The 19,968-nt window shown below is 45.2% G+C and carries 21 protein-coding genes; 5 read left to right on the forward strand and 16 right to left on the reverse strand.

Annotation, left to right across the window (positions count from 1 at the left end; genetic code table 11):
- The 3 genes from queC to queE are packed head-to-tail and all read left to right on the forward strand — an operon-like array spanning window position 1 to window position 1,792.
- Entirely contained in the window at window positions 1-666 is a 666-nt protein-coding gene (gene queC / locus IRE19_RS16125) for a 7-cyano-7-deazaguanine synthase QueC (RefSeq protein ID WP_191716733.1), read from the forward strand.
- Window positions 663-1,088: a 6-carboxytetrahydropterin synthase QueD gene (queD, locus tag IRE19_RS16130; RefSeq protein WP_203341188.1), complete on the forward strand. Its 426-nt coding sequence runs from the start codon at window positions 663-665 to the stop codon at window positions 1,086-1,088. The genes queC and queD overlap by 4 nt, the downstream gene beginning before the upstream one ends.
- Entirely contained in the window at window positions 1,085-1,792 is a 708-nt protein-coding gene (gene queE / locus IRE19_RS16135; protein WP_191716731.1) for a 7-carboxy-7-deazaguanine synthase QueE, read from the forward strand. Before queD ends, queE begins: the two co-directional genes overlap by 4 nt.
- A 90-nt stretch (window positions 1,793-1,882) precedes the next feature.
- Here the strand turns inward: queE and IRE19_RS16140 are convergent, their stop codons facing one another.
- The 15 genes from IRE19_RS16140 to ezrA form a co-directional block, all read right to left on the reverse strand.
- On the reverse strand, window positions 1,883-2,224 hold the full coding sequence (locus tag IRE19_RS16140) for a zinc ribbon domain-containing protein YjdM (protein WP_203341189.1): 342 nt from the start codon (window positions 2,222-2,224) through the stop codon (window positions 1,883-1,885).
- Between the two features lie 95 nt (window positions 2,225-2,319).
- Window positions 2,320-2,739: a universal stress protein gene (locus IRE19_RS16145; protein WP_203341190.1), complete on the reverse strand. Its 420-nt coding sequence runs from the start codon at window positions 2,737-2,739 to the stop codon at window positions 2,320-2,322.
- A gap of 141 nt (window positions 2,740-2,880) precedes the next feature.
- The gene (gene nhaC, locus IRE19_RS16150; protein ID WP_203341191.1) at window positions 2,881-4,266 is read right to left on the reverse strand and encodes a Na+/H+ antiporter NhaC; all 1,386 of its coding nucleotides are present in this window, start codon (window positions 4,264-4,266) and stop codon (window positions 2,881-2,883) included.
- Between the two features lie 309 nt (window positions 4,267-4,575).
- Complete coding sequence (locus IRE19_RS16155) at window positions 4,576-5,097, reverse strand: RDD family protein (protein WP_203341192.1); 522 nt, start codon at window positions 5,095-5,097, stop codon at window positions 4,576-4,578.
- 28 nt (window positions 5,098-5,125) lie between these two features.
- Window positions 5,126-5,998 carry a pentapeptide repeat-containing protein gene (locus IRE19_RS16160; protein ID WP_203341193.1) on the reverse strand — a complete coding sequence of 291 codons (873 nt, stop codon included), beginning with the start codon at window positions 5,996-5,998 and terminating at the stop codon, window positions 5,126-5,128.
- Window positions 5,999-6,133: 135 nt separating this feature from the next.
- Window positions 6,134-6,319 (reverse strand): hypothetical protein, encoded by a 186-nt coding sequence (locus tag IRE19_RS16165; RefSeq protein WP_191716725.1) that lies wholly within the window; start codon window positions 6,317-6,319, stop codon window positions 6,134-6,136.
- A gap of 73 nt (window positions 6,320-6,392) precedes the next feature.
- Window positions 6,393-7,316 carry a class I SAM-dependent methyltransferase gene (locus IRE19_RS16170; protein ID WP_203341194.1) on the reverse strand — a complete coding sequence of 308 codons (924 nt, stop codon included), beginning with the start codon at window positions 7,314-7,316 and terminating at the stop codon, window positions 6,393-6,395.
- A gap of 52 nt (window positions 7,317-7,368) precedes the next feature.
- Window positions 7,369-7,875, reverse strand: a complete 507-nt coding sequence (gene tpx / locus IRE19_RS16175; RefSeq protein WP_203341195.1) for a thiol peroxidase — start codon at window positions 7,873-7,875, stop codon at window positions 7,369-7,371.
- A gap of 35 nt (window positions 7,876-7,910) precedes the next feature.
- Window positions 7,911-8,486, reverse strand: coding sequence for an RDD family protein (locus IRE19_RS16180; protein WP_203341251.1), 576 nt, complete (start codon window positions 8,484-8,486; stop codon window positions 7,911-7,913).
- Between the two features lie 12 nt (window positions 8,487-8,498).
- On the reverse strand, window positions 8,499-9,512 hold the full coding sequence (gene sppA, locus IRE19_RS16185; protein WP_203341196.1) for a signal peptide peptidase SppA: 1,014 nt from the start codon (window positions 9,510-9,512) through the stop codon (window positions 8,499-8,501).
- Window positions 9,513-9,588: 76 nt separating this feature from the next.
- Window positions 9,589-10,506 carry an EamA family transporter RarD gene (gene rarD / locus IRE19_RS16190; protein WP_203341197.1) on the reverse strand — a complete coding sequence of 306 codons (918 nt, stop codon included), beginning with the start codon at window positions 10,504-10,506 and terminating at the stop codon, window positions 9,589-9,591.
- Window positions 10,507-10,711: 205 nt separating this feature from the next.
- Window positions 10,712-12,286 (reverse strand): acyl-CoA synthetase MbcS, encoded by a 1,575-nt coding sequence (gene mbcS / locus IRE19_RS16195; RefSeq protein ID WP_203341198.1) that lies wholly within the window; start codon window positions 12,284-12,286, stop codon window positions 10,712-10,714.
- Between the two features lie 650 nt (window positions 12,287-12,936).
- Window positions 12,937-14,139, reverse strand: coding sequence for a tRNA uracil 4-sulfurtransferase ThiI (gene thiI, locus IRE19_RS16200; RefSeq protein ID WP_191716718.1), 1,203 nt, complete (start codon window positions 14,137-14,139; stop codon window positions 12,937-12,939).
- 6 nt (window positions 14,140-14,145) lie between these two features.
- Window positions 14,146-15,249 (reverse strand): cysteine desulfurase family protein, encoded by a 1,104-nt coding sequence (locus IRE19_RS16205; RefSeq protein WP_203341199.1) that lies wholly within the window; start codon window positions 15,247-15,249, stop codon window positions 14,146-14,148.
- Between the two features lie 63 nt (window positions 15,250-15,312).
- Entirely contained in the window at window positions 15,313-17,016 is a 1,704-nt protein-coding gene (gene ezrA / locus IRE19_RS16210) for a septation ring formation regulator EzrA (protein WP_191716716.1), read from the reverse strand.
- A 153-nt stretch (window positions 17,017-17,169) separates the two neighbouring features.
- On the opposite strand from ezrA, the gene hisJ reads away from it, so the two are divergent.
- On the forward strand, window positions 17,170-17,970 hold the full coding sequence (hisJ, locus tag IRE19_RS16215; protein ID WP_203341200.1) for a histidinol-phosphatase HisJ: 801 nt from the start codon (window positions 17,170-17,172) through the stop codon (window positions 17,968-17,970).
- Window positions 17,971-18,006: 36 nt separating this feature from the next.
- On the forward strand, window positions 18,007-18,486 hold the full coding sequence (locus tag IRE19_RS16220) for a GAF domain-containing protein (RefSeq protein WP_191716714.1): 480 nt from the start codon (window positions 18,007-18,009) through the stop codon (window positions 18,484-18,486).
- Window positions 18,487-18,527: 41 nt separating this feature from the next.
- Here the strand turns inward: IRE19_RS16220 and megL are convergent, their stop codons facing one another.
- On the reverse strand, window positions 18,528-19,736 hold the full coding sequence (megL, locus tag IRE19_RS16225; RefSeq protein ID WP_191716713.1) for a methionine gamma-lyase: 1,209 nt from the start codon (window positions 19,734-19,736) through the stop codon (window positions 18,528-18,530).
- Window positions 19,737-19,968: the final 232 nt, after the last annotated feature.

Raw genomic sequence — 19,968 nt, forward strand, 5'->3', positions numbered from 1 at the left:
ATGAAAAATGAAAAAGCAGTCGTTGTTTTCAGCGGCGGCCAGGACAGCACCACTTGTCTGTTTTGGGCCATCAAGAATTTTAAGGAAGTGGCCACGGTCACATTCGATTATGGCCAGCGCCATTCAGCTGAAATTGAATGTGCACGAAAAATCGCAGAAGAACTCGGCGTCTCTTTCAAAGTATTGGATATGACTTTGATCAATCAATTATCCGCGAATGCATTGACGCGTGATGATATTGAAGTCACCGATGAAGAAGGGCAACTGCCTTCCACTTTTGTGCCAGGCAGAAACCACTTATTCCTGTCGTTTGCAGCGGTTTATGCAGATGCAATCGGTTCACGGCATTTGATCACCGGTGTCAGCCAAACGGATTTCAGCGGCTATCCCGATTGCCGCGATACTTTTATCCGTTCGTTGAATGTCACATTGAATTTGGCCATGGATAAGCAATTCATTATCCACACGCCGTTGATGTGGCTGGATAAGTCCGAAGTCTGGGAGCTCTCCGATACACTTGATGCATTTGAGTTTGTCCAGGAGAAAACACTGACCTGCTATAACGGCATTCCGAGCACCGGCTGCGGAGATTGCCCTGCCTGTCAATTGCGCAACGAAGGGCTCGCCCGTTATCAAACGAAAAAATCGGCAGGTACAATCGTATGATGCAGCAATTTTATCCGACAGCTACGCATAACTTTCAATTCGAACTCAATAAAGACCTGCATTTCTCTGCAGCACATTTTATTCCCAGCGAAGATGCCGGAAAATGCCGGATGATGCACGGCCATACTTACCACCTGAACATTACCATTGCCGGCAATGAGCTTGACGCTACCGGTTTTCTGATTGACTTTAAATTACTGAAAGAATTGATTCATAAAAAATACGACCACAGTGTCTTGAATGATCATCCTGAATTTGCAACTAAATTTCCCACTACTGAATTGCTTGCCCAGCAGGTTTGGCAGTCCATTCAGCATGTGCTGAAAACGAAAAGCAACCAGCCCGATTGCCTGCAGGTCATTGTCCGTGAAACTCCAACAAGCTATGTGGTCTACCGGCCGCGTAAGGAGGACCTGTCATGAGAATTCCCGTCATGGAAATCTTTGGTCCGACTATACAGGGAGAAGGCATGGTCATGGGGCAAAAAACCATGTTCGTGCGCACCGCTGGATGCGACTATTCCTGCTCTTGGTGTGATTCAAAATTCACTTGGGATGGCACAGGCACCAGCACTTCCAAGCAGCCTGGAGAAATTATTGAAGAATTGATCCGCATAGGCGGCAAGGCATTTTCACACGTCACCATTTCCGGAGGCAATCCTGCACTCCACAAGGGCATAGCTGAATTGGTCGATCTTTGCCACCAGCAGGGCTGGAAAGTTGCTGTTGAGACACAGGCCTCTATTTGGCAAGACTGGCTGGCAGCAATCGATGACATCACATTATCACCTAAACCACCCAGCTCAGGCATGTCGACGGATTTTGCCAAATTGGATTTCTTTATCGACAAACTGCAAAACGCCAATGTCAGTTTGAAAGTCGTTGTATTCGACCAGGATGATTTTGCCTATGCAGAAAATCTTCATCAGCGTTATCCAGCTGTTCCGTTCTTTCTTCAGACCGGCAATGAAGACACAGCGACAACGGATGACACGCAGCTGGTCGCCGATTTGCTGCAGCGGTACGAGCAATTGATCGACTATCATGTACGCTCTTCCGTTATGAACGACGTGAAGGTATTGCCTCAATTGCACACTTTGGTTTGGGGCAATAAACGCGGCGTATGACAGTTGGCCGAGTAGAATATCTGTTAGTTTCTTTATAATCGAAAGACCCCGTGTAAACTTTTCGCTAAGTTTGCACGGGGTCTTTTCACGTTACACTTTTTTGACGAATTCCGATTTCAGCTTCATTGCGCCAAAACCATCAATTTTGCAATCGATGTTATGGTCGCCTTCTACCAAACGGATACTCTTTACTTTAGTGCCAATCTTCAAAGTAGAAGAACTGCCTTTGACTTTCAAATCTTTGATGACAGTAACTGCGTCTCCATCTTTCAGAAGCGTGCCATTGGCATCTTTAACAAGCTGTTCTGCTTCCGCGTTTTCAGCCTCAGCTACAAGGCTCCACTCATGAGCGCATTCCGGACATACCAGCAAGCGGCCATCTTCATACGTATACTCAGAGTTGCATTCGGGACAATTCGGTAAATTTTCCATTGATTTTTCCTCCAGCTGGTCTTGCAGTATCTCAAGCAACTGGCAGACCGATCATTTTCTCCAGTATACCAGAATCGAATGCTGACCGGTCTGCCTTATTTCACGACGAGAACTGGACAATGCACATGATTTAAGACTTTATGGCTGACGCTCCCTAAAACCATTTCAGAAATCGGATTCAACCCTCTGCTGCCGATGACCACCAAATCAAAATTGCCGTCATTAGCCAGCTCGATGATGACTGGTGCCGGCCGGCCATGCATGATTTCCGTTTTATAATAGATATTTTCACGCTCCAATGATTCTCTGACAGGCTGAATTTTTTTCTTACGCGACAGTTCAAACTCAATCGAACCACCATCATGCACTTCTTCGTTGCTGTCTTCGTTGAAATCCGAAACATATAACACCGTCACTTCCACACCTTTTATCAGAGATGCCAGTTGTGCGGCTTGTTTGCCAGCCCGCATGGAATTCTCCGAACCGTCTACGGCTAATAAAATTGATTGATACATTTTATCCACTCCTTCGACTGTTTTTCCGAGGCATGGCGGCAAAATAGTCTGTTACGAGTACTATTCGACTCCCTTTCGAAATTCCCTCTACTGAAATAAAAACAGATGAGCCTAAGCATCACCTGTTCCTGCTTTTCCATTTTATTTATCTTGCTTGTAAGTCAACGTTTTTCCTGTAAAACCAAACAGTACAGTCAATAATGGAGACAAGAGGCAAAAGAAGGCGAAAGGAAGATAATCAAGCGTCGAAACACCGATGACCCCTGTAATAAAGATTCCGCAGACGCTCCAGGGAACGAGTGGATTGACCACGGTCCCTGCATCTTCCATCACTCGGCTAAGGTTTTTCCCCGCCAGCCCTACTTTGTCATAAGGTTCTTTAAATGCTTGCCCAGTTAACAATATCGACAAGTATTGTTCGCCAATCAGCACATTGATGCCGATTGCCGTTAAAGCAGAAGCAGCAATGACAGATGAAACCTTTTTCAGCAAGCTCTCTATAGTTGCCAGCAAACATTGGACAATGCCCAATGTAAACAACAAGCCACCCATGCTGAGTGCGAGCAGCACCAATGCCACAGTGAACATCATACTTTCCATTCCGCCGCGGGACAGCAATGCATCAATTTCTTCAATCCCTGTTGTGGATACGTACCCACTGAACAGTACTGAAAAAATCTCGGATGCCGTCGAACTCTGATGGAGAAAAGAAATGAAGATAGCGGATATCGAGCTCAAAGCCAGCGTCATTAATGCGGGTATTTTCATGAGTGTCGAAATGATCAGTACAGCCAATGGGATAATCGTATACCAGTGAATCATCCCGGTGGTTTTAAGCCCTTCTTTAAAGAGGGTTACGTCTTGCACACTTGCGCCAGCTGTTTCAGGAGAAAGCAACGCAAACAAAATTAATGTAATGCCAAATGCCGGAATAGTTGTCCAGCCCATATTGCGGATATGTTCAAACAGGTCCACTCCAACAATTGTGGAAGCCAGGTTCGTCGTATCAGATAGCGGTGACATTTTATCTCCAAAAAAGGCACCTGACACAATCGCCCCTGCTGTAATCGCCAATGACAAATCCATTGCTGTCGCCATACCGATAAAAGCAACCCCGATTGTCGCAACGGTCGTCAAGGAACTGCCGATGGACAAACCGATCAATGAAGTCACAATAAAGACAATGGCGTAGAACAACGTCATGGAAATTAACGTGAATCCCGTGAAAATCAGTGTCGGAATGGTTCCGCTGATCATCCAGCTGCTGATAAGTATGCCGATAAAGAAAAACAGGAATACGGCACTCATTCCAGCTCCGGCCCCTTCGACCAAGCCTTTTTCCAGCGTCCGGTACGACACTTTCTTTAATAAGCCATAGCCAAACAGCAAGAGAATCGACAACAGAATCGGAATATGCGGAACCGATTCAAAGCGGATGATGCTGACGCTGATCAACAGAAAAATAATAACTATCAGTGCAAATGCTTCTGCAAATTTCGGTGTAATAACCGGTTTGATCTGGTACATATTGAACACTCCTTTTCTCTATAAAAAAAGAGAAAACCACTCATCCCCATAAAGGGACGAAGGTTTTCTCCGCGTTACCACCCAATTTGATGCTTTGACAGTTCAAAACATCCACTTCTTTTCGAAACGATCCCAACTGATGGTGTATTTCATCCAATTTGCTGCCTGAATTCACACCTGCCATCCAGTCTCTTGTTGCTGCACACAAATTACCTACTAAATCATCGATCGCTTTATTTATCAATAGTTGATTTTTTAAAAGTATATTGAAATAGATTCTACCAGTTCTCTTCCTCAAGTCAATACTTTTTAGGGAAAATTTGATTTCACTACATGGGTTTTTGCAATCCAATCATAAAGTGACTGTTTGTTTTTCGTGAATATAACCATGAGAATATACAAAAAAATCAATGCGTAGACCAAGCCGCCCATAACGTAATCCATTAACTGAACTGCTCCATCTCCTAAATAAATCATACGGTACGCCATGAAATGGGACAATTCCCAAGGCAAAAATTTTAATGCAGTCCGCAAGACAGCACGGGAAACGGAAATCGCTTGGTGGTTTTCATCAACCACTTGAATATGGATTTTGCGTTTGCCCAACGATTGCCCCCCCAGACGCGAATCCGTTACAACAAAGTAAAGCGAAACCGGTAAAGTGACCAATAAGAAACCGGTCAGCTGAGCCTTTCCTGGAGAAGCTTGAAATAATTCCTGAAGGGAGGGAATCAAAAACATCGAAACAACCATCACCAACAGCAAGTAGCCAAAAATCAATAAATAATCAGCAGCAAAAGCCTGGAACCGCAGCCACAATCCTGCAGGCATCCTATCCCTCCTCTTTTAAGCCATCACGTCACCACAGAGTTCGCCCGGCAATCTCCCAATGAGCAGGCTTTGACAAGAGAGGCGGCAAGCAAGTGTCTGCATCTCCCTTTGCCGAATTTACTTGCATTTGCGTCAGAAAAATAGCGCCTGTTAGATCGACTCCGCTTAAGTTGCAATCCCGCAGGTCCGCACCGATAAAATCCGAATTCCTTAAATCGGCATCACTCAAATCAGCACCAATCAAGTAGGCACCTCTAAAATTCGCACCTCTTATATCGCGTCCTCTAAGTTTCTCCCCCATCAAGTTTGCTCCCTGGTAATCCGGGCCTTTTTTCTTCTGTTGTTTTTTGCCTAAACGTCCCGATTCAAGACGGACCTGTTCACTGACTTGCACAAGCAATTCGTTAATGGATCGGCGCATTTTCGGCAGATTTTCAGCCAATAGCTGTTCAGCAGATGCTTGGCTCAATTTATCGATTTCTCGTCTGCTGATTTGCAGTGTTTCCTGTAGCTGCCTATCAGTGCAGCGCTCGATTCCCTCGGTGAGGTACAGCAGCATTTCCTGGAGCTGCTGCATAATCGGCAGTACTTGAAACATTTGGGAAGCTGATTTCGGATCGTCTTTCCAACTAATGCCCCCGAATGTCTGCTGCGATACTTTTTGTCCAGCTCCAAGACAATCGAATGTTGTGCAGCCGCTGTAGCCGGAAAGCTTTAAGTTCCGATGGATGGCACAGCGAAAATCATCCTGCAGGTTTTTGCAGGCAATGCCCCTTTCCTTGTCGACCGGAAAGTCGGCTGAAACGGTAAAGGCCAGTGCCACGCAGCATAGCCCAAAACAATTGGCACAGTCCGCCTGAAAAGTCCTGGAGTCAAAGGCAGGTTGCAGATTGGCATGCATATCGATTTCCTCCTTATATCCGAATATTCAATTAACCATAGTATACACATTCTATATCAAGAATTTAATATAGAATTTTCCCCATAGAAAAAAGGCAAAGGATAAACTCCCTTGCCTTTCGTCATTTGCCGTTCATTACGTACCCATTTTACGGCGGTTATTGCTGACTTTCTTTGATTGCTGGCTCTTCATTTTCTTAGTTGAAAGTGAAGCGTTGCCGCCAGACTGTTTGCCTGACTCCTGGTTTTTCTTAGCTTCCAATTGGCGTTTTACAGCTTCCTGCAAACTAACTTTTTTCGGCGCTTCGTTTGACTCAGTCATTGCGCATCCCTCTTTTCATCAAAATAGTGCATATGGATGTTTTATAGCTTAAGTATAGCATAAACACGCTTCTCTATTCTTTGTTTTCTTTAAACCAACTTGCAACCTGTGAGAAGAATTTAGACATGGATTCCGGTTTGGACATATTCGGAACGCGTGCCAACAGCACTTCCTTCGGTGCTTTGACGCCTTCTTGCTTTTTCTGCAAAACCAAAATCCCTTTAGCGTGGGCCGAGTTCTTGAACAGGGTTTCCGGCAATTCCATGACAGCCTGGATATGGGCATGTTTTTTCAGGAAACTATGCAATTGGCTTGCCTGTGCTGACTCAAACAAAGCTTTCGGCACGATAAAGAATAAATACCCACCTTCAGCCGTATGCTTCAATGATTGTTCGATAAAGAGGTGGTGAGCATAGGACATGCCTTCATCCGCCTTCAACTCATAAGTTGCTGCCGTTTCCTCGTCGGGATAATAGCCCACTGGCAGATCTGAAACCACTACGTCCACCGGGTCGATCAATAAAGGCTGCAGCGCATCCTGCAAATAGAAAGTGATGGGCTGTTCAACCAGGTTGCCGGCATTGGAAGCCAGTCGAATCAACAGGTCATCCAGTTCTACACCCGCTCCTGCCATTCGGCCGTCCAAGTAATTCATTACAGTCAGCAGCAGATTGCCGGTGCCGACAGCCGGATCCAAAATAACGGCCTGTTCTTTTTTAACGAATAATTCCACCAGATAGCCGACCAATAACCCAAGTGCGTCCGGCGTCATTTGATGATGCGGCTGGATATGCTCTTTCATGCCTTTTAGTACAGCCAGCTGAAGCGCTTTGCGGATATCTTCCTTGCCGGCTCCCTCTTCGGGCTTGATGATGCCATCCAGCCAATTTTCAGTAGTCGTCAACAAACTTTCCAAATAAGCGTTATCCTGCTCTTTCTGGATAGCCGTTGTGTGATTATCAATAAAATTAAATGTCTTTTCCATCATAGAATTCATGCTTTCGCCGTCCTCAATAAGGAAACCCACTCTCCCGAGTGGGTTTCTAGTATTAGTTTGTTAATTCTTTAACTGCGTTCAACGCTTTTTCGTAATCCGGATGGTCCGTTCCTTCAGGCACATACTCTACATATGCAATTTTGTCGTTTCCATCAATGACAAAAATCGATCGGGCCAACAACCGCAACTCCTGCATCGTCACCCCATAAGCTTCACCGAATGACAGGTCGCGATGGTCAGACAAAGTCGTAATCGCATCCACTTTATTGATTTCCGTCCAACGCTTTTGTGCAAACGGCAAATCAGCAGAAATCGTCAGAACCTCCACATCGTCACCAAGGGAAGCAGCTTCTTCGCTGAAACGTTTCGTCTGATCTGAGCATACGCCCGTATCCAGTGAAGGCACTACGCTGACCAATCGGATTTTTCCGGCTGTATCCTGAAGCGTCACCGGTTCCAAGCCTGTTGACAGGACTGTAAACTCCGGAGCCTGCTCTCCAACTTTCACTTCTTTGTTCGGTAAAGTCACAGGGTTTTTCTTGAATGTAATTTGTACCAATTAAAGCGCCTCACTTTCGTCTTCCATCTATCATACTAAACCATGTTGGTCTCATGCAACCCAGACCCGTCTGTACGTTTCTTCACTGCATTGTTTTTTCTGAAAGATTCTTCGTGGACCACTGTCGTATCTGCGATAAAATCATGGACTCCTTGTTTTAAGGGCGTAAAGCCGACAATCCAGTAAAGCGGCCAGATGGTCACTGAAAGGAAGCGGCCAATCCATTCACGGAACAGCAATGTCGTCCATGACAGGTGATTGGACTTTAAAGATACCACACGGATGCCCATGATCATTTTTCCGACCGTCTGTCTGAAGAATTTGGTCATCAGTACAAAATATCCATAGAAGACGATGGCTGACATGATGGCGAAAGGTGCATACCACGAGGTTTCAGTTGTTTCAAGACCCATTAAAGCAAAGGCGGGTTTGATCAAAATCGATGTAAGGGCTGTAATGATCAGTAAATCAATCAAATATGCCCAAAACCGAACCCAAAACCCCGCAGGTTTCCGTTCGTAAAAAAGAACTTCCTCGTAGCTCGGCGTTTCGGGACGATGCGGCGCGACTTGAACTTCTGCTGCTGTTTCATTCGTTTCGTGGTCTGTCATCATGGTCCCTCCTTATTTATCACCGTATAAATACATCATACGAGGAGAACTATACTCAGTAAGCATTTTCGAAATCATTTGAGTTTCAATATCATTGCCGAAGAAAGAACCCATTTTCATCGACAAGAGCGATTCCCATCCTTGTGAAGCTCCATATTGGAACACCTGGGCATTCCCCAGTTCGAAATCGGCTTTCACTTGTTCGATGACATCTTCTTCAAATCCGAAATCGTCTGCCAGATTTGCTTCAACGGCTTGACGGCCATTCATGATTCGCCCATCAGCAACAGCTTTGACTTGTTCTTCAGTCATGCCTCGGCCTTCTTCAATAACATCCACAAATGACTCGTACGAATCATCCAGCATCGTTTGAAGAAGCGCGCGCTCATCTTCTGTCATATCACGCGTGGCACTCATAATATCTTTGTATGGACCTGACTTGATGGTCACAAAGTCAACGCCGTACCGCTCAGCCAATTCACCATAATTGACGCTCTGCATAATGACGCCGATTGAACCCGTCAAAGTTTCTTCGTTCACAAAAATCTTTTCAGCTGGTGCCGCAATATAATAACCGCCTGATGCAGCCATAGCTCCCATTGAGACATAAAAAGGCTTTTGCGTTTCTTCCTGGATTTCAGTGATTTTATCGTAAATCTCTGCAGATTCCACTACGCCTCCACCTGGTGAGTTTACTGTAAGCACCACGGCTTTAACTGTAGAATCCTCTTTCACATTTTCCAATTGTTCCATGAAGGAAGAGTGGTTGTAGCCGGTTGTACCAAATAGAGATGCCGCTTCACCGGTATCCTGGATGGCGCCATCTACATTCAACACGGCCACCCGATTATCGAAATCTCCATCTTCCATGACAACTTCCGAGAGGCTTGATTGTGTAGTCGCCATTAATTCATCGACACTTTCGCCAAATCCGCTTTGAAGAAAAGCGAACGCTGAATTGATGACCAGCGAAATTCCCAACACGGCTGCAGCTACTACTAAAGCGATCCATCGTTTCGTATTCATTTAAGCAATTCCCTCCTTAGTTTCTACTTCTTACTATACGGGAAACACTGGCAAATGTTTCATTGGAAAAGGAATTTTATGCCGAAATTTTGCGATTAGCTTTCCGGATGCTCCGCGCCTCAAGAAATTTCGACGATGTGAAAAGAATCAATGCACTCCAAATCAACGAAAAGGAAATCAAATCTACCGCATCGAACGCCTCGCCATAAATGAATACTCCGATCAACAGCATCAGTGAAGGCGCAATGTACTGCAGGAATCCGATCATGTACAAAGGAATTAGCGGAGCACCAATAGCAAAAAGCAATAATGGCAGTGCCGTGACCAATCCGCTGGCGATCAGCAAGACGTCTGTCGTCAATCCGATCTGCAAAAAGGACACACGGTCTATCGACATCAAATAGACATAATAAGCGATGGCAATCGGGAAAACGAACAAGGTTTCAATCGCTAATCCACGAAGCGCATCCAAACGGATCGTTTTCTTGATGAGGCCATAAAAAGCAAAGCTGAAAGCCATTCCCAATGCCAGCCACGGCAAAGAACCGAACGAAAATGTTAAAATCAAAACGCCTGTTGCAGCCAATAGAAAAGCTATTTTAATAGCAGGCGATAGTTTCTCCTTCAGGAAAAGAGCCCCCAATAGCATGGAAATCAACGGGTTAATGTAATAGCCAAGGCTGGTCTCGACAATCCGGTCTTCGGAAACCGCATAGACATACAAAAACCAGTTTGCAGAAATCAGAAAAGAGGCCAACATCAGCAAAAAGAATTTTTTCTTGGAAGCCCACAGCATTTTCAAATCAAGCCAAAGCTGTCGGCCGCCATTCAATAGAAGAATAAAACCCAGCGTCAGCAAGAACGACCAAATAATTCGGCCTGCCAGGATTTCGTCTGCCGGAACATGATCGATCTGTTTCCAGAATATCGGCATAAATCCCCATAATGTGTAAGTTAAAATAATGACTAAAACGCCTTTTTTAGAATCTGTCATCCTGCATCGCGCACCATTCTGTTTTTTATTTTATATTTCGAAATAATAGTCTCATTATAGGCTGACAGTACGCGGAAAGTAAATAAAGACAAACTCCTTGAAATAAGGAATTTGCCTTGTGAAAATGGAAATTACATTGTTCGGGTACTGCAGTTTGAGCGGTATCGCTGATGTCATTGAAATCAGCCAAAGAAAGTGCGGATCATTATTTCTTTTGGTTTTCCTGCTGGCGCAATTCCACTCGCCGAATTTTGCCGGATGCCGTTTTCGGCAATTCCTGACGAAAATCAATAGCGCGCGGGTATTTATACGGTGCCGTCAATTCTTTGACATAGTCTTGCAGTTCTTTCACTAAGTCGTCGGAAGCTTTGTAGTCCGCCACTAGCACCACAAAAGCTTTAACGATGGTGCCACGTATTTCATCAGGTGCACCGATGACTGCACATTCCTGAACAGCCGGATGCTTGACCAGCGCATCTTCCACTTCGAACGGCCCGATTGTGTAACCGGATGAAATGATGATGTCGTCTCCCCTTCCTTCAAACCAGAAGTAACCATCATCGTCTCTTGACGCTTTATCTCCTGTGACATAATACTCCCCGCGGAATTGCATGCTGGTGCGCTCCGGATCTTTAAAGTATTCCTTGAACAAGGCAGGGGTGTCCACATGGACCGCGATGTCCCCTACTTCTCCAGCAGCACACGGCTGACCGAAATCATCAATGATTTCCACTCGGTTTCCAGGCGTTGGTTTCCCCATTGAGCCGGTACGGGCTTCCATGCCTTTCATCACACCGACAAGCAATGTATTTTCAGTCTGTCCATAGCCGTCCCGTACTTCCAGGTTGAAGTGATTTTTAAAGACATTGATCACTTCTGCATTGAGCGGTTCTCCAGCTGACACGGCACTGTGCAAAGCAGATAAATCATATTTCGCTAAATCTTTTTGCTTCGCCATCAACCGGTATTCTGTCGGTGTGCAGCACAGTACGTTAATTTTTCGCTTCTCCAAAAGCTCTAAATAAACAGCCGGATCGAATTTGCCATTGTAAACAAAACCTGTTGCTCCACTGCCGAGCGTTGCCAGGAACGGGCTCCAAATCCATTTTTGCCAGCCCGGACTCGCTGTAGCCCATACGACATCGCCTTCCTTCGCTCCCAGCCAGTGTTCAGCGGATGTCCGAAGATGGGCATATGCCCAGCCATGGCTGTGGACTGCGCCTTTTGGATTGCCGGTGGTTCCTGATGTATATGACAAAAATGCCATATCGTCTTTCTTTGTCGGCGCTGCTATGTATTCGGCAGAAGCGGTTTCCATTTCATCCAATAAGGATATCCACGAATGATCAGATTGGCCGATGACAAACTTGACGACATTATCCATTTCTTTGACGCCTTCAAATTGGTCCATGAACGGCTCATAAGCAATGACAGCTTTGGCATCACTGTGGTTCAAACGGTAGGCAATGTCTTTGGCTCTAAGCATCTCCGAGCTTGGAATGACCGCCAATCCGGCTTTCAAAGCACCAATATACGCAACATAGGCTTCAATCAAACGCGGCACCATCACCAGGACCACATCGCCTTTCACCAGTCCCGCTTTTTCAAAACTATTTGCTGCACGGTTGGCGCGTTGCATTAATTCATCATATGTAACTTGCTGTTTCTCGCCTTGGCCATTTTCCCAGAGAATCGCCAGTTTCCCGTCCCCTTTGGCGTATCGCTCAATTTCCTCGACCAGGTTATACGATTCCGGCGCTACTAATTCTTCTCGTTTCACAGTAATTCCCCCTTGCAGATAGTGTTATTATTATACTCCTATCATTATACAGGAAGTTTTTAAGTATTCATATAATTTCATATAGTGGGACTATGAGATGAAACGGATCACTTTTTCGCCTTGAATTTTATTTGTAGATATTGGAGTTTTAACGGGTGACAGGTTAAATGCATCTACACGAACAAATTGAGATTCTTTCAACAATTTCGGAGCGGCTATAGGGATATGCCCTCTTTCTTCCTGAACTAATTGGTCCTTTACATGCACTTCCTCCATTCTTACCTAAATTCGAGCTGTTTCACAAAAGTTCCAGCCAATGAATGGAAGCTGTCCGCACCACGAACAGTTACAGAAAGAGTGCTACACTTTACCGAAGCAAAGCTCACACACAGTATTGGACCTTTCGCCCACCGAGCACAGTGTGCATCTTCAATTTCCGCATGATTCATGCAGGCATGCAGAAACTTCACATAGAGAAGCAACTAGTTAAGGCAGCAGCATCACATACTCCGGTAGACCTCCGAAACGCTCATGCAGAACCGTCAATTCATCCTATACAATCACAAAACCCCATGCGTCCTCCTCAACTCTATGTAAACAATAAGATTGTTCACAATAAAAAAGAGCCGCCCAAATAGGCAGCTCCGTCTTTATAACAAATCTTCAAATTGATTTACTTTTACGCGCGGAAACTTGATGATTTCCCGCTCCGCTACAGCTTCCTGGATCAATTCATCAAATGAAACGAAGTTTTCGTAGTACTCCACTTTTTCAAGCTTTGGTTTGGTTTTTGGATTTGCTGGAGTAAAGATGGTGCAGCAATCTTCAAACGGCCGGATGGAAATATCATAGGTCCCGATTTTCTGAGCCGTCTCGATAATCTCCAATTTATCCGCAGCAATCAGCGGACGCAGGACTGGGGTATTTGTTACGGCATTGATGGCTTGCAGGCTTTCCAGCGTCTGGCTGGCCACTTGACCCAAGCTTTCCCCGGTGATGATCGCACGGCAATTGGTTTCATTCAAAACCAAATCAGCGACACGCATCATCATGCGTCGTGTAGAAGTCATCGTAATATTATCAGGAACCTGCTTATGCACTTCCTGCTGAAGCTTGGTAAATGGAATGATGTGCAGATTGACGGAAGAACCGAATTGCGACAGCTTTTCAGCCAGATCGAATACCTTTTCCTTGGCACGGTCGTTGGTGAATGGCGGACTAAAGAAATGGATCAGCTCCAACCGGACTCCGCGCTTCAGCATATGATATCCTGCCACGGGGCTATCTAAGCCACCTGACAGCATCAATAATGCCTTGCCGCCTGCACCGACCGGCAAGCCCCCGGCTCCTTGAATGACTTCCGCCATCATATAGACCGCTTCTTCACGTACTTCCACTTTCAGGTCGATTTCCGGATCTTTCATTTGGACTTTTAAATCCGGAAAAGCTCTCAGCACGTGTGAGCTCAGCTCTTTCATAATTTCCGGTTTTTCATGCGGAAACTCCTTGAACGGCCGCTTCACGGATACTTTGAAGCTCTTATCGGTATCCTGGATTTTTGCGACCACAGCTTCCGCTGTCCGCTTCATCGCTTCCAAATCCAATTCACATGCGGTCACAGGGCTGAACGATTGGATGCCGAATACTTGCGGCAAACGTTCAATCACCTGTGCCAATTCCTCTTCATCGTCTGAGGTAATGAACATCCGGTCACGTTCCGCTTTGATGCGGATCTTTTCCAAATCAGAGAAAGTCTGTCTGACGTTGTCGCGCAGCCTTCCAATAAATGAACTCCGGTTTTTGCCTTTGGTTGACAGCTCGCCATAACGGACGAGAATTTGATTGGTTTTCATATAAGGTTAAACTCCTTTAATCATGCGGTATACCCGCTGAAATGCTCTTTTTAGGGAAATGATGTCCTGTTCTTCAGTAAATGCTCCGAAACTGATCCGCATGACACCGTCTTTAAACTCGCGCGGCAGACCGATTGCCTGACTCACGTGGCTGGTGTCCTTGCTTTTAGAAGAACAAGCACTGGAAGTAGAGACGATTACCGACTCTTTTTGCAATCCAGATACCAGTATTTCACCTTTTATTCCTTTGACGGCCACCGCCAGGATATGTGGAGCCGCGCCTTTAGGACTAACGATTTTCACGCCTTTAAATTCCGAGAAAAATTGGCGCAGATCTTGATTCCATTGGTGATGCTGCGGGTTCGGCTGTGCCAGCCTTACTGCTTTCGAAAGCGCAACTGCATTCGGGACAGAAACAGTGCCGCTCCGAATTCCATCTTCCTGTCCGCCGCCGTATTGAATAGCCTGCAGTTCAACACCTGTATAGGCCAATAATCCGCTGCCTTTCAAACCATGAATTTTATGGCCTGATAGGGTCAATAAATCCGGCATCGCTGTCGGGTCCAATGTCAGCTTGCCAATGCTTTGGACAGCATCGACATGAAAGATAATTCGGCGTTCTTTCAGCATACCCGCGATTTCTGCAATAGGGTGGATGGTGCCGATTTCATTATTGACATGCATGAGTGATACTAGAATCGTATCGCTTCGCAAAGAATTCTTCAACTCATCGATATCAATTTCCCCCGCGTAGTTTACAGACAGACGCGTCACTTCAAAACCTTGTTGTTCCAATGCTGCTAGGCTGTTCAAGACCGAAGGATGCTCAGTTTGGGCGGTGACAATATGCCTGCCCCGGTGCTGGTAACTTTTTGCTGTGCCCATCAAAGCCAAATTATTCGATTCTGTTCCGCCAGAAGTGAAGATGACTTTATCCATGTGCAATAGGTCCTTCAATTGCTTACGGGCCGTTTCCAGCAAATCTTCAGCTTGATTGCCGAGTGCATGCAAAGAAGCCGGATTGGCGTAAAATTGCTCATTTACTTTTATGAATGCTTCAAGCACTTCCTGTTTCGGCTTAGTTGTTGCGCTATTGTCCAGGTAATTCATTCTGTAACCTCCGAAAAAGAAAACCACCAGCTCAAATCCGCTGGTGGTTTTGCCTTTTGTTTTTTAGATGTTCCAAGCGTCTTCTTTGACCAGTACTTCAATCCGTTTCATTGAACCCGGTTCAAAGTTTTCAACCGCAGTAGCCGCTTCTTCCAATGCTTTCGAATAACGAAGCTGGCGGAATGACTCTTCGGCTTCTCCAAGTTTAGCATCTAATTGCTGATTCGACTTCCGGTAACGGTTGCCGTATTGAATAATGCGTTCAATCAACAACACATTTTCTACCATCTCAACGGCTTTATCATGAACGTCATCAATACTTTTTTCTGCCTGCTCCAAATAATTGTCCACAAGCTTCATGTTCAATGGCACTTCACGCAAAGTTTGCATCGCAACAAAAAGATGTTCTTCAGCTTCTTCGAGGCGCACATCCATATCTTCCGGAATTCCAGGGATATTGGCTTTATGCAAGATGCGATCCGTTTCCTGCAATTTGCGTTTCAGCTGCTCCACTTTAGCGTTGGCATTGGTTTCTTCAACACGCAAGTTCTTCAATGCTGTCATGAAATCGTTTTGTGTCGAATCGACAATCGACAGATCTTCACGTATATGCATCAGTTCTTCCTGCAAACTTGAATAAGCGGATTGGTCTTCTTCTAAGCGCGTACGCAATAAGTCGTAGCGTTGCGCCAATTGCTCCATTTTTTCTTTGCATGCTTTTGGAATGGCAGCTTCGCTTTCACTAATCTTGTAGCTATGCTGCACGTAGCGGCTTTCCTCTTCCATTTCCTGTGTATCGCGTGCCACAACTTCCAAATGGCGTTCTGTATCTATTTGGAATTCATCGACATAATGCTTTGCTTCCACTTCTTTTTCCAACAATTCATAGAACGAGTCGATGCGGTCTTTTATTTTTTCTACTGCGATTTTTGTTTGGGCAATTTCCAGCTGGGCGATGTTTTCTTCTAACACTGCCAATTCTTCTTCTATCTCATCGAGTTGAAGCGTGAGCTCCAAGTGGCCAAGATAATACGACTGCTCTTCCATTTCGCTCTTGCCTTGACGCAATTCAGCTATATAAGAAGGGATCTTATTGTGGACATCAGCCAACAATGATGGAATGTCATCTGCCAATAAAAACGCTTCTTCGCCTTCAGTTGATAAACTGATGACAATTTCGCGGGCTTTTAAGTAATTGCCTTCAGTCGTCAATTTTTCGTATTCGTCAAACATCGGAATGAATGACTCCAATTTTTTCTCTAGTGGTGCAGCTGCAGCACCATAAGAATGCTGATGAGCCAATAGATTCTTACGGGCGCGGCGGTATTTTTCCTGGATCAGATCAATTTCGTTGCGATTCTTTTCATCGCTGCCGATCAATTCTGCCAGTTCAACCAGGATGCCGTTCATATCTTTATCTACATTATCAATTTTGACTTCAGTTTCCTGTTCGATCTTCGTCGCTTTACCGAAACGGAAACGGTTAATGGCTTCCTCAGCGTCATAGAGAGAAGCATCGATTTTAGGAATGTGGACATCCATGATTTCAGTCCACACATTGCGCCAGCGTTCGAACATTTCTTCTGTCTGGCCATTCATGTTCAGCTGTTTCACTTTAGTCAGTTCTTCAAGTATCGGTTTATTTTGTATTTGCAGTTTTAATTGTTCTAAGCGCTCAATTTCAGCCAAATGTTTTTTACGAAACATAAAGCCGATGATTATTATCGCTAATAGAATGATGACCGCAATGATGATATACTCCATCATAAGTCATATAGCCCCCTGTTCCAAAATCACATTACCAGTTATACGTAAATGTATTCATGATTCTTTTATTTTAACATGTATTCTACTCTTTTGTTTGCCAAATTAGAAGAAAAGCGATTATATTTTTTAATACATAGAAAAGAGGCTGCTTTTATGAGACGAGATGGTCACATTCATACGAAATTTTGTCCTCACGGGACTAAAGACGCAACAGAACTTTATATTGAAAAAGCAATAAAGTCCGGGTTTACAGATATTTCCTTCACCGAACATGCACCGCTCCCGGGTAACTTTACAGACCCCACTCCTGATCAGGACAGCGGCATGAGCATGGAGCAGCTCACAACTTATCTCCACGAAATCACCCATTTTAAAAATGTCTACAAAAACGATATCCGCATTCGCGTAGGTTTGGAAGTGGACTTTATCTCAGGATACGAAAAAGAAACCCGCTCTTTCTTGGATGACATCGGACCGGCTCTCGACGATGCCATTCTTTCGGTCCATTTCCTCAAAGCAGATAACCGTTATTTCTGCGCCGATTACAGCAAAGACGTCTTTACTGAATTGGCAGCTGCAAGCGGTTCAGTGGAAGCTGCTTATAAGCTTTATTATGACACAGTGGAAGCATCCATACACGCTGACCTCGGCCAATTCAAACCTAAGCGCATCGGCCATCCGACACTGATCCATAAATTCCAATTGGCGCATGGCGAAAAAGTCGATGATAGCGCACAGATTCACCATATTCTCCAATTAATGAAGAAAGCCGGTCTGGAGCTTGATGTGAATGGTGCAGGATTCTCGAAACCAGACTGTTTGGAACCCTATCCACCAATCTCTTTTATCGGATATGCCAAGTACCTCGGCATCCCCCTGGTTTTTGGATCAGATGCCCACAATGTCAATGGCTTGCATAAGCATTATGATAAAATCTATACTTACTTAAGTTGAACCATTACTTAACAAAATGAAATGGGGTTATCATTTATGTTTACGCAAACCGATTACAGCGGCAGTAGTATAGAACAATATACAATGTTATCAAAGCAATTGGATGCTTTATTGGAAGGCGAAAGCAACAGCATCGCCAACCTGAGCAATGCCTCTGCTTTGCTGAACCAATTTCTTGAACGCATCAACTGGGTAGGATTTTATTTGATGGAAGACGGCGAGCTTGTCCTTGGCCCGTTTCAAGGTCTGCCGGCCTGCGTACGGATTCCAGTTGGGAAAGGCGTCTGCGGAACTGCCGTAGCTGACAAAAAAACCATGTTGGTCGAAGATGTCCAAGCATTTCCTGGCCACATCGCCTGTGATGCAGCGTCCCGTTCTGAAATTGTCATTCCACTGATGAAAGAAGATCAGGTGATCGGTGTCCTGGATATCGACAGCCCTGAGCTGAGCCGTTTTACAGAAGACGACCAGAAAGGTTTGGAGCTTTTCGTTGAAGTTTTAGCTAAGCATCTTTAATAGGAAGACCCTGGACTCGATGGTCGAGTCCAGGGTCTTTTTTAGATTTCCTGAAGTTTTGGTTTCACCTGTTCGAACGCATGGTTGAGGTCAGCGACCAAATCATCCGTATGCTCAAGCCCCACTGACAGCCGCAGCAAGGAGTCACTGATGCCCATCGCTTCTCTGTTTTCCTGGGGTACAACGGCATGGGTCATGGTAGCCGGATGCTGGATCAGTGTCTCGGCATCACCCAAGCTGACAGCAATTTTGATGAGGGACAGCGAATCCAGAAATTGTTGTGCCTGTTTTTTGCCGCCTTCAATTTCAAAAGAAATCAATCCGCCGCCCTGCCTCATCTGCTGCTTGGCAATTTCGTACTGTGGATGCTGAACGTCAAATGGATAGTAAATCTTTTTCACCAGTTCCTGCTGCTTTAAAAATTCCAGCACTTTCTGAGCATTTGCGACGTGACGGTCCATCCGTACGTGAAGCGTTTTCAGCCCGCGAAGCAGCAGCCAGGCGTCAAAAGGCGACATGATGCCGCCAATATCCTTCTGCACGGTCATCCGGACATGCTGCATTTCATCTGCATCACGCCCCACCAAAACGCCGCCAACCACATCCCCATGGCCGTTCAAGTATTTGGTGGCACTATGCAAAACAAAATCAGCTCCCATCCGCAGTGGATTCTGCAAATAAGGCGAACTGAATGTGTTGTCTACAACCACACGGAGATTATGCTTTTTCGCCACTGCCATTACGGCTTGCAAGTTGACCAGTTCCATCGTTGGATTGATCGGTGTCTCCACATAGATGCAGACTGTTTCCGGCTTAATCGCTTGCTCCACTTCCTGTTCCGTCGTCATTGACACCAAATCATGCGTAATGCCATATTTCTCTTCCATAATCTCAAGCAATCCGAACGTGCAGCCATAAATCCCTCTCGAGCAAAGCACGTGATCGCCCGCTTTTGTCAAATAGATCAATGTGGCGCTTACTGCGGCCATTCCAGAACCAAAAGCCAACGCCCCTTGGCCCCCTTCAATTTCCGCCATCCGCTCTTCCAATACCCGGACTGTCGGATTGCCGAGACGCGAATATATATTGCCTTCACTGTTTCCGGCAAATCGGTCTTCCCCTTCTTGCGCATTGGCAAAAGAATATGTCGAGGTCTGATAAAGCGGTGTCACCAGACTGTCGTGATGTTCGGAGCTGTTGTATCCTTTGTGGATCACAGCCGTCTCCATGTTCATCTCTTTATTTCTCATAAATACCCACCCCTTAACTAAAATAGAAAGCGCTTACATTCATACTTAATTTCATTCTACCTTGAACAATCAAAAAAAGGAAGCTGTTGCTTTTAAATGTTCTAGAGCTCTCTGTTGACTTAAAGAGCGAAAATCGGTTATACTATGCTTTGTGTAAAATAATCGCAGCAGTTGTATGTGCGTGTTCGTCCATTTTATTCCTCATTGCAGGTGTATCGTGTAACTCTTTGGC

The organism is Planococcus beijingensis (assembly GCF_016820615.1).
In the GTDB taxonomy this organism is placed as follows: domain Bacteria; phylum Bacillota; class Bacilli; order Bacillales_A; family Planococcaceae; genus Planococcus; species Planococcus notacanthi.

Excerpts from the sequence above, each read along its gene's own strand:
- sppA (WP_203341196.1), bottom strand. The coding sequence starts at position 9,512 with ATGAATACGAAACGATGGATCGCTTTAGTAGTAGCTGCAGCCGTGTTG.
- megL (WP_191716713.1), bottom strand. The coding sequence starts at position 19,736 with ATGAGAAATAAAGAGATGAACATGGAGACGGCTGTGATCCACAAAGGA.
- IRE19_RS16170 (WP_203341194.1), bottom strand. The coding sequence starts at position 7,316 with ATGAATTCTATGATGGAAAAGACATTTAATTTTATTGATAATCACACA.
- IRE19_RS16165 (WP_191716725.1), bottom strand. The coding sequence starts at position 6,319 with ATGACTGAGTCAAACGAAGCGCCGAAAAAAGTTAGTTTGCAGGAAGCT.
- IRE19_RS16145 (WP_203341190.1), bottom strand. The coding sequence starts at position 2,739 with ATGTATCAATCAATTTTATTAGCCGTAGACGGTTCGGAGAATTCCATG.
- queD (WP_203341188.1), top strand. The coding sequence starts at position 663 with ATGATGCAGCAATTTTATCCGACAGCTACGCATAACTTTCAATTCGAA.
- IRE19_RS16220 (WP_191716714.1), top strand. The coding sequence starts at position 18,007 with ATGTTTACGCAAACCGATTACAGCGGCAGTAGTATAGAACAATATACA.
- IRE19_RS16155 (WP_203341192.1), bottom strand. The coding sequence starts at position 5,097 with ATGCCTGCAGGATTGTGGCTGCGGTTCCAGGCTTTTGCTGCTGATTAT.
- IRE19_RS16160 (WP_203341193.1), bottom strand. The coding sequence starts at position 5,998 with ATGCATGCCAATCTGCAACCTGCCTTTGACTCCAGGACTTTTCAGGCG.
- IRE19_RS16205 (WP_203341199.1), bottom strand. The coding sequence starts at position 15,249 with ATGAATTACCTGGACAATAGCGCAACAACTAAGCCGAAACAGGAAGTG.
- hisJ (WP_203341200.1), top strand. The coding sequence starts at position 17,170 with ATGAGACGAGATGGTCACATTCATACGAAATTTTGTCCTCACGGGACT.
- ezrA (WP_191716716.1), bottom strand. The coding sequence starts at position 17,016 with ATGATGGAGTATATCATCATTGCGGTCATCATTCTATTAGCGATAATA.
- nhaC (WP_203341191.1), bottom strand. The coding sequence starts at position 4,266 with ATGTACCAGATCAAACCGGTTATTACACCGAAATTTGCAGAAGCATTT.
- IRE19_RS16180 (WP_203341251.1), bottom strand. The coding sequence starts at position 8,486 with ATGACAGACCACGAAACGAATGAAACAGCAGCAGAAGTTCAAGTCGCG.
- queE (WP_191716731.1), top strand. The coding sequence starts at position 1,085 with ATGAGAATTCCCGTCATGGAAATCTTTGGTCCGACTATACAGGGAGAA.
- IRE19_RS16140 (WP_203341189.1), bottom strand. The coding sequence starts at position 2,224 with ATGGAAAATTTACCGAATTGTCCCGAATGCAACTCTGAGTATACGTAT.
- thiI (WP_191716718.1), bottom strand. The coding sequence starts at position 14,139 with ATGAAAACCAATCAAATTCTCGTCCGTTATGGCGAGCTGTCAACCAAA.
- rarD (WP_203341197.1), bottom strand. The coding sequence starts at position 10,506 with ATGACAGATTCTAAAAAAGGCGTTTTAGTCATTATTTTAACTTACACA.
- queC (WP_191716733.1), top strand. The coding sequence starts at position 1 with ATGAAAAATGAAAAAGCAGTCGTTGTTTTCAGCGGCGGCCAGGACAGC.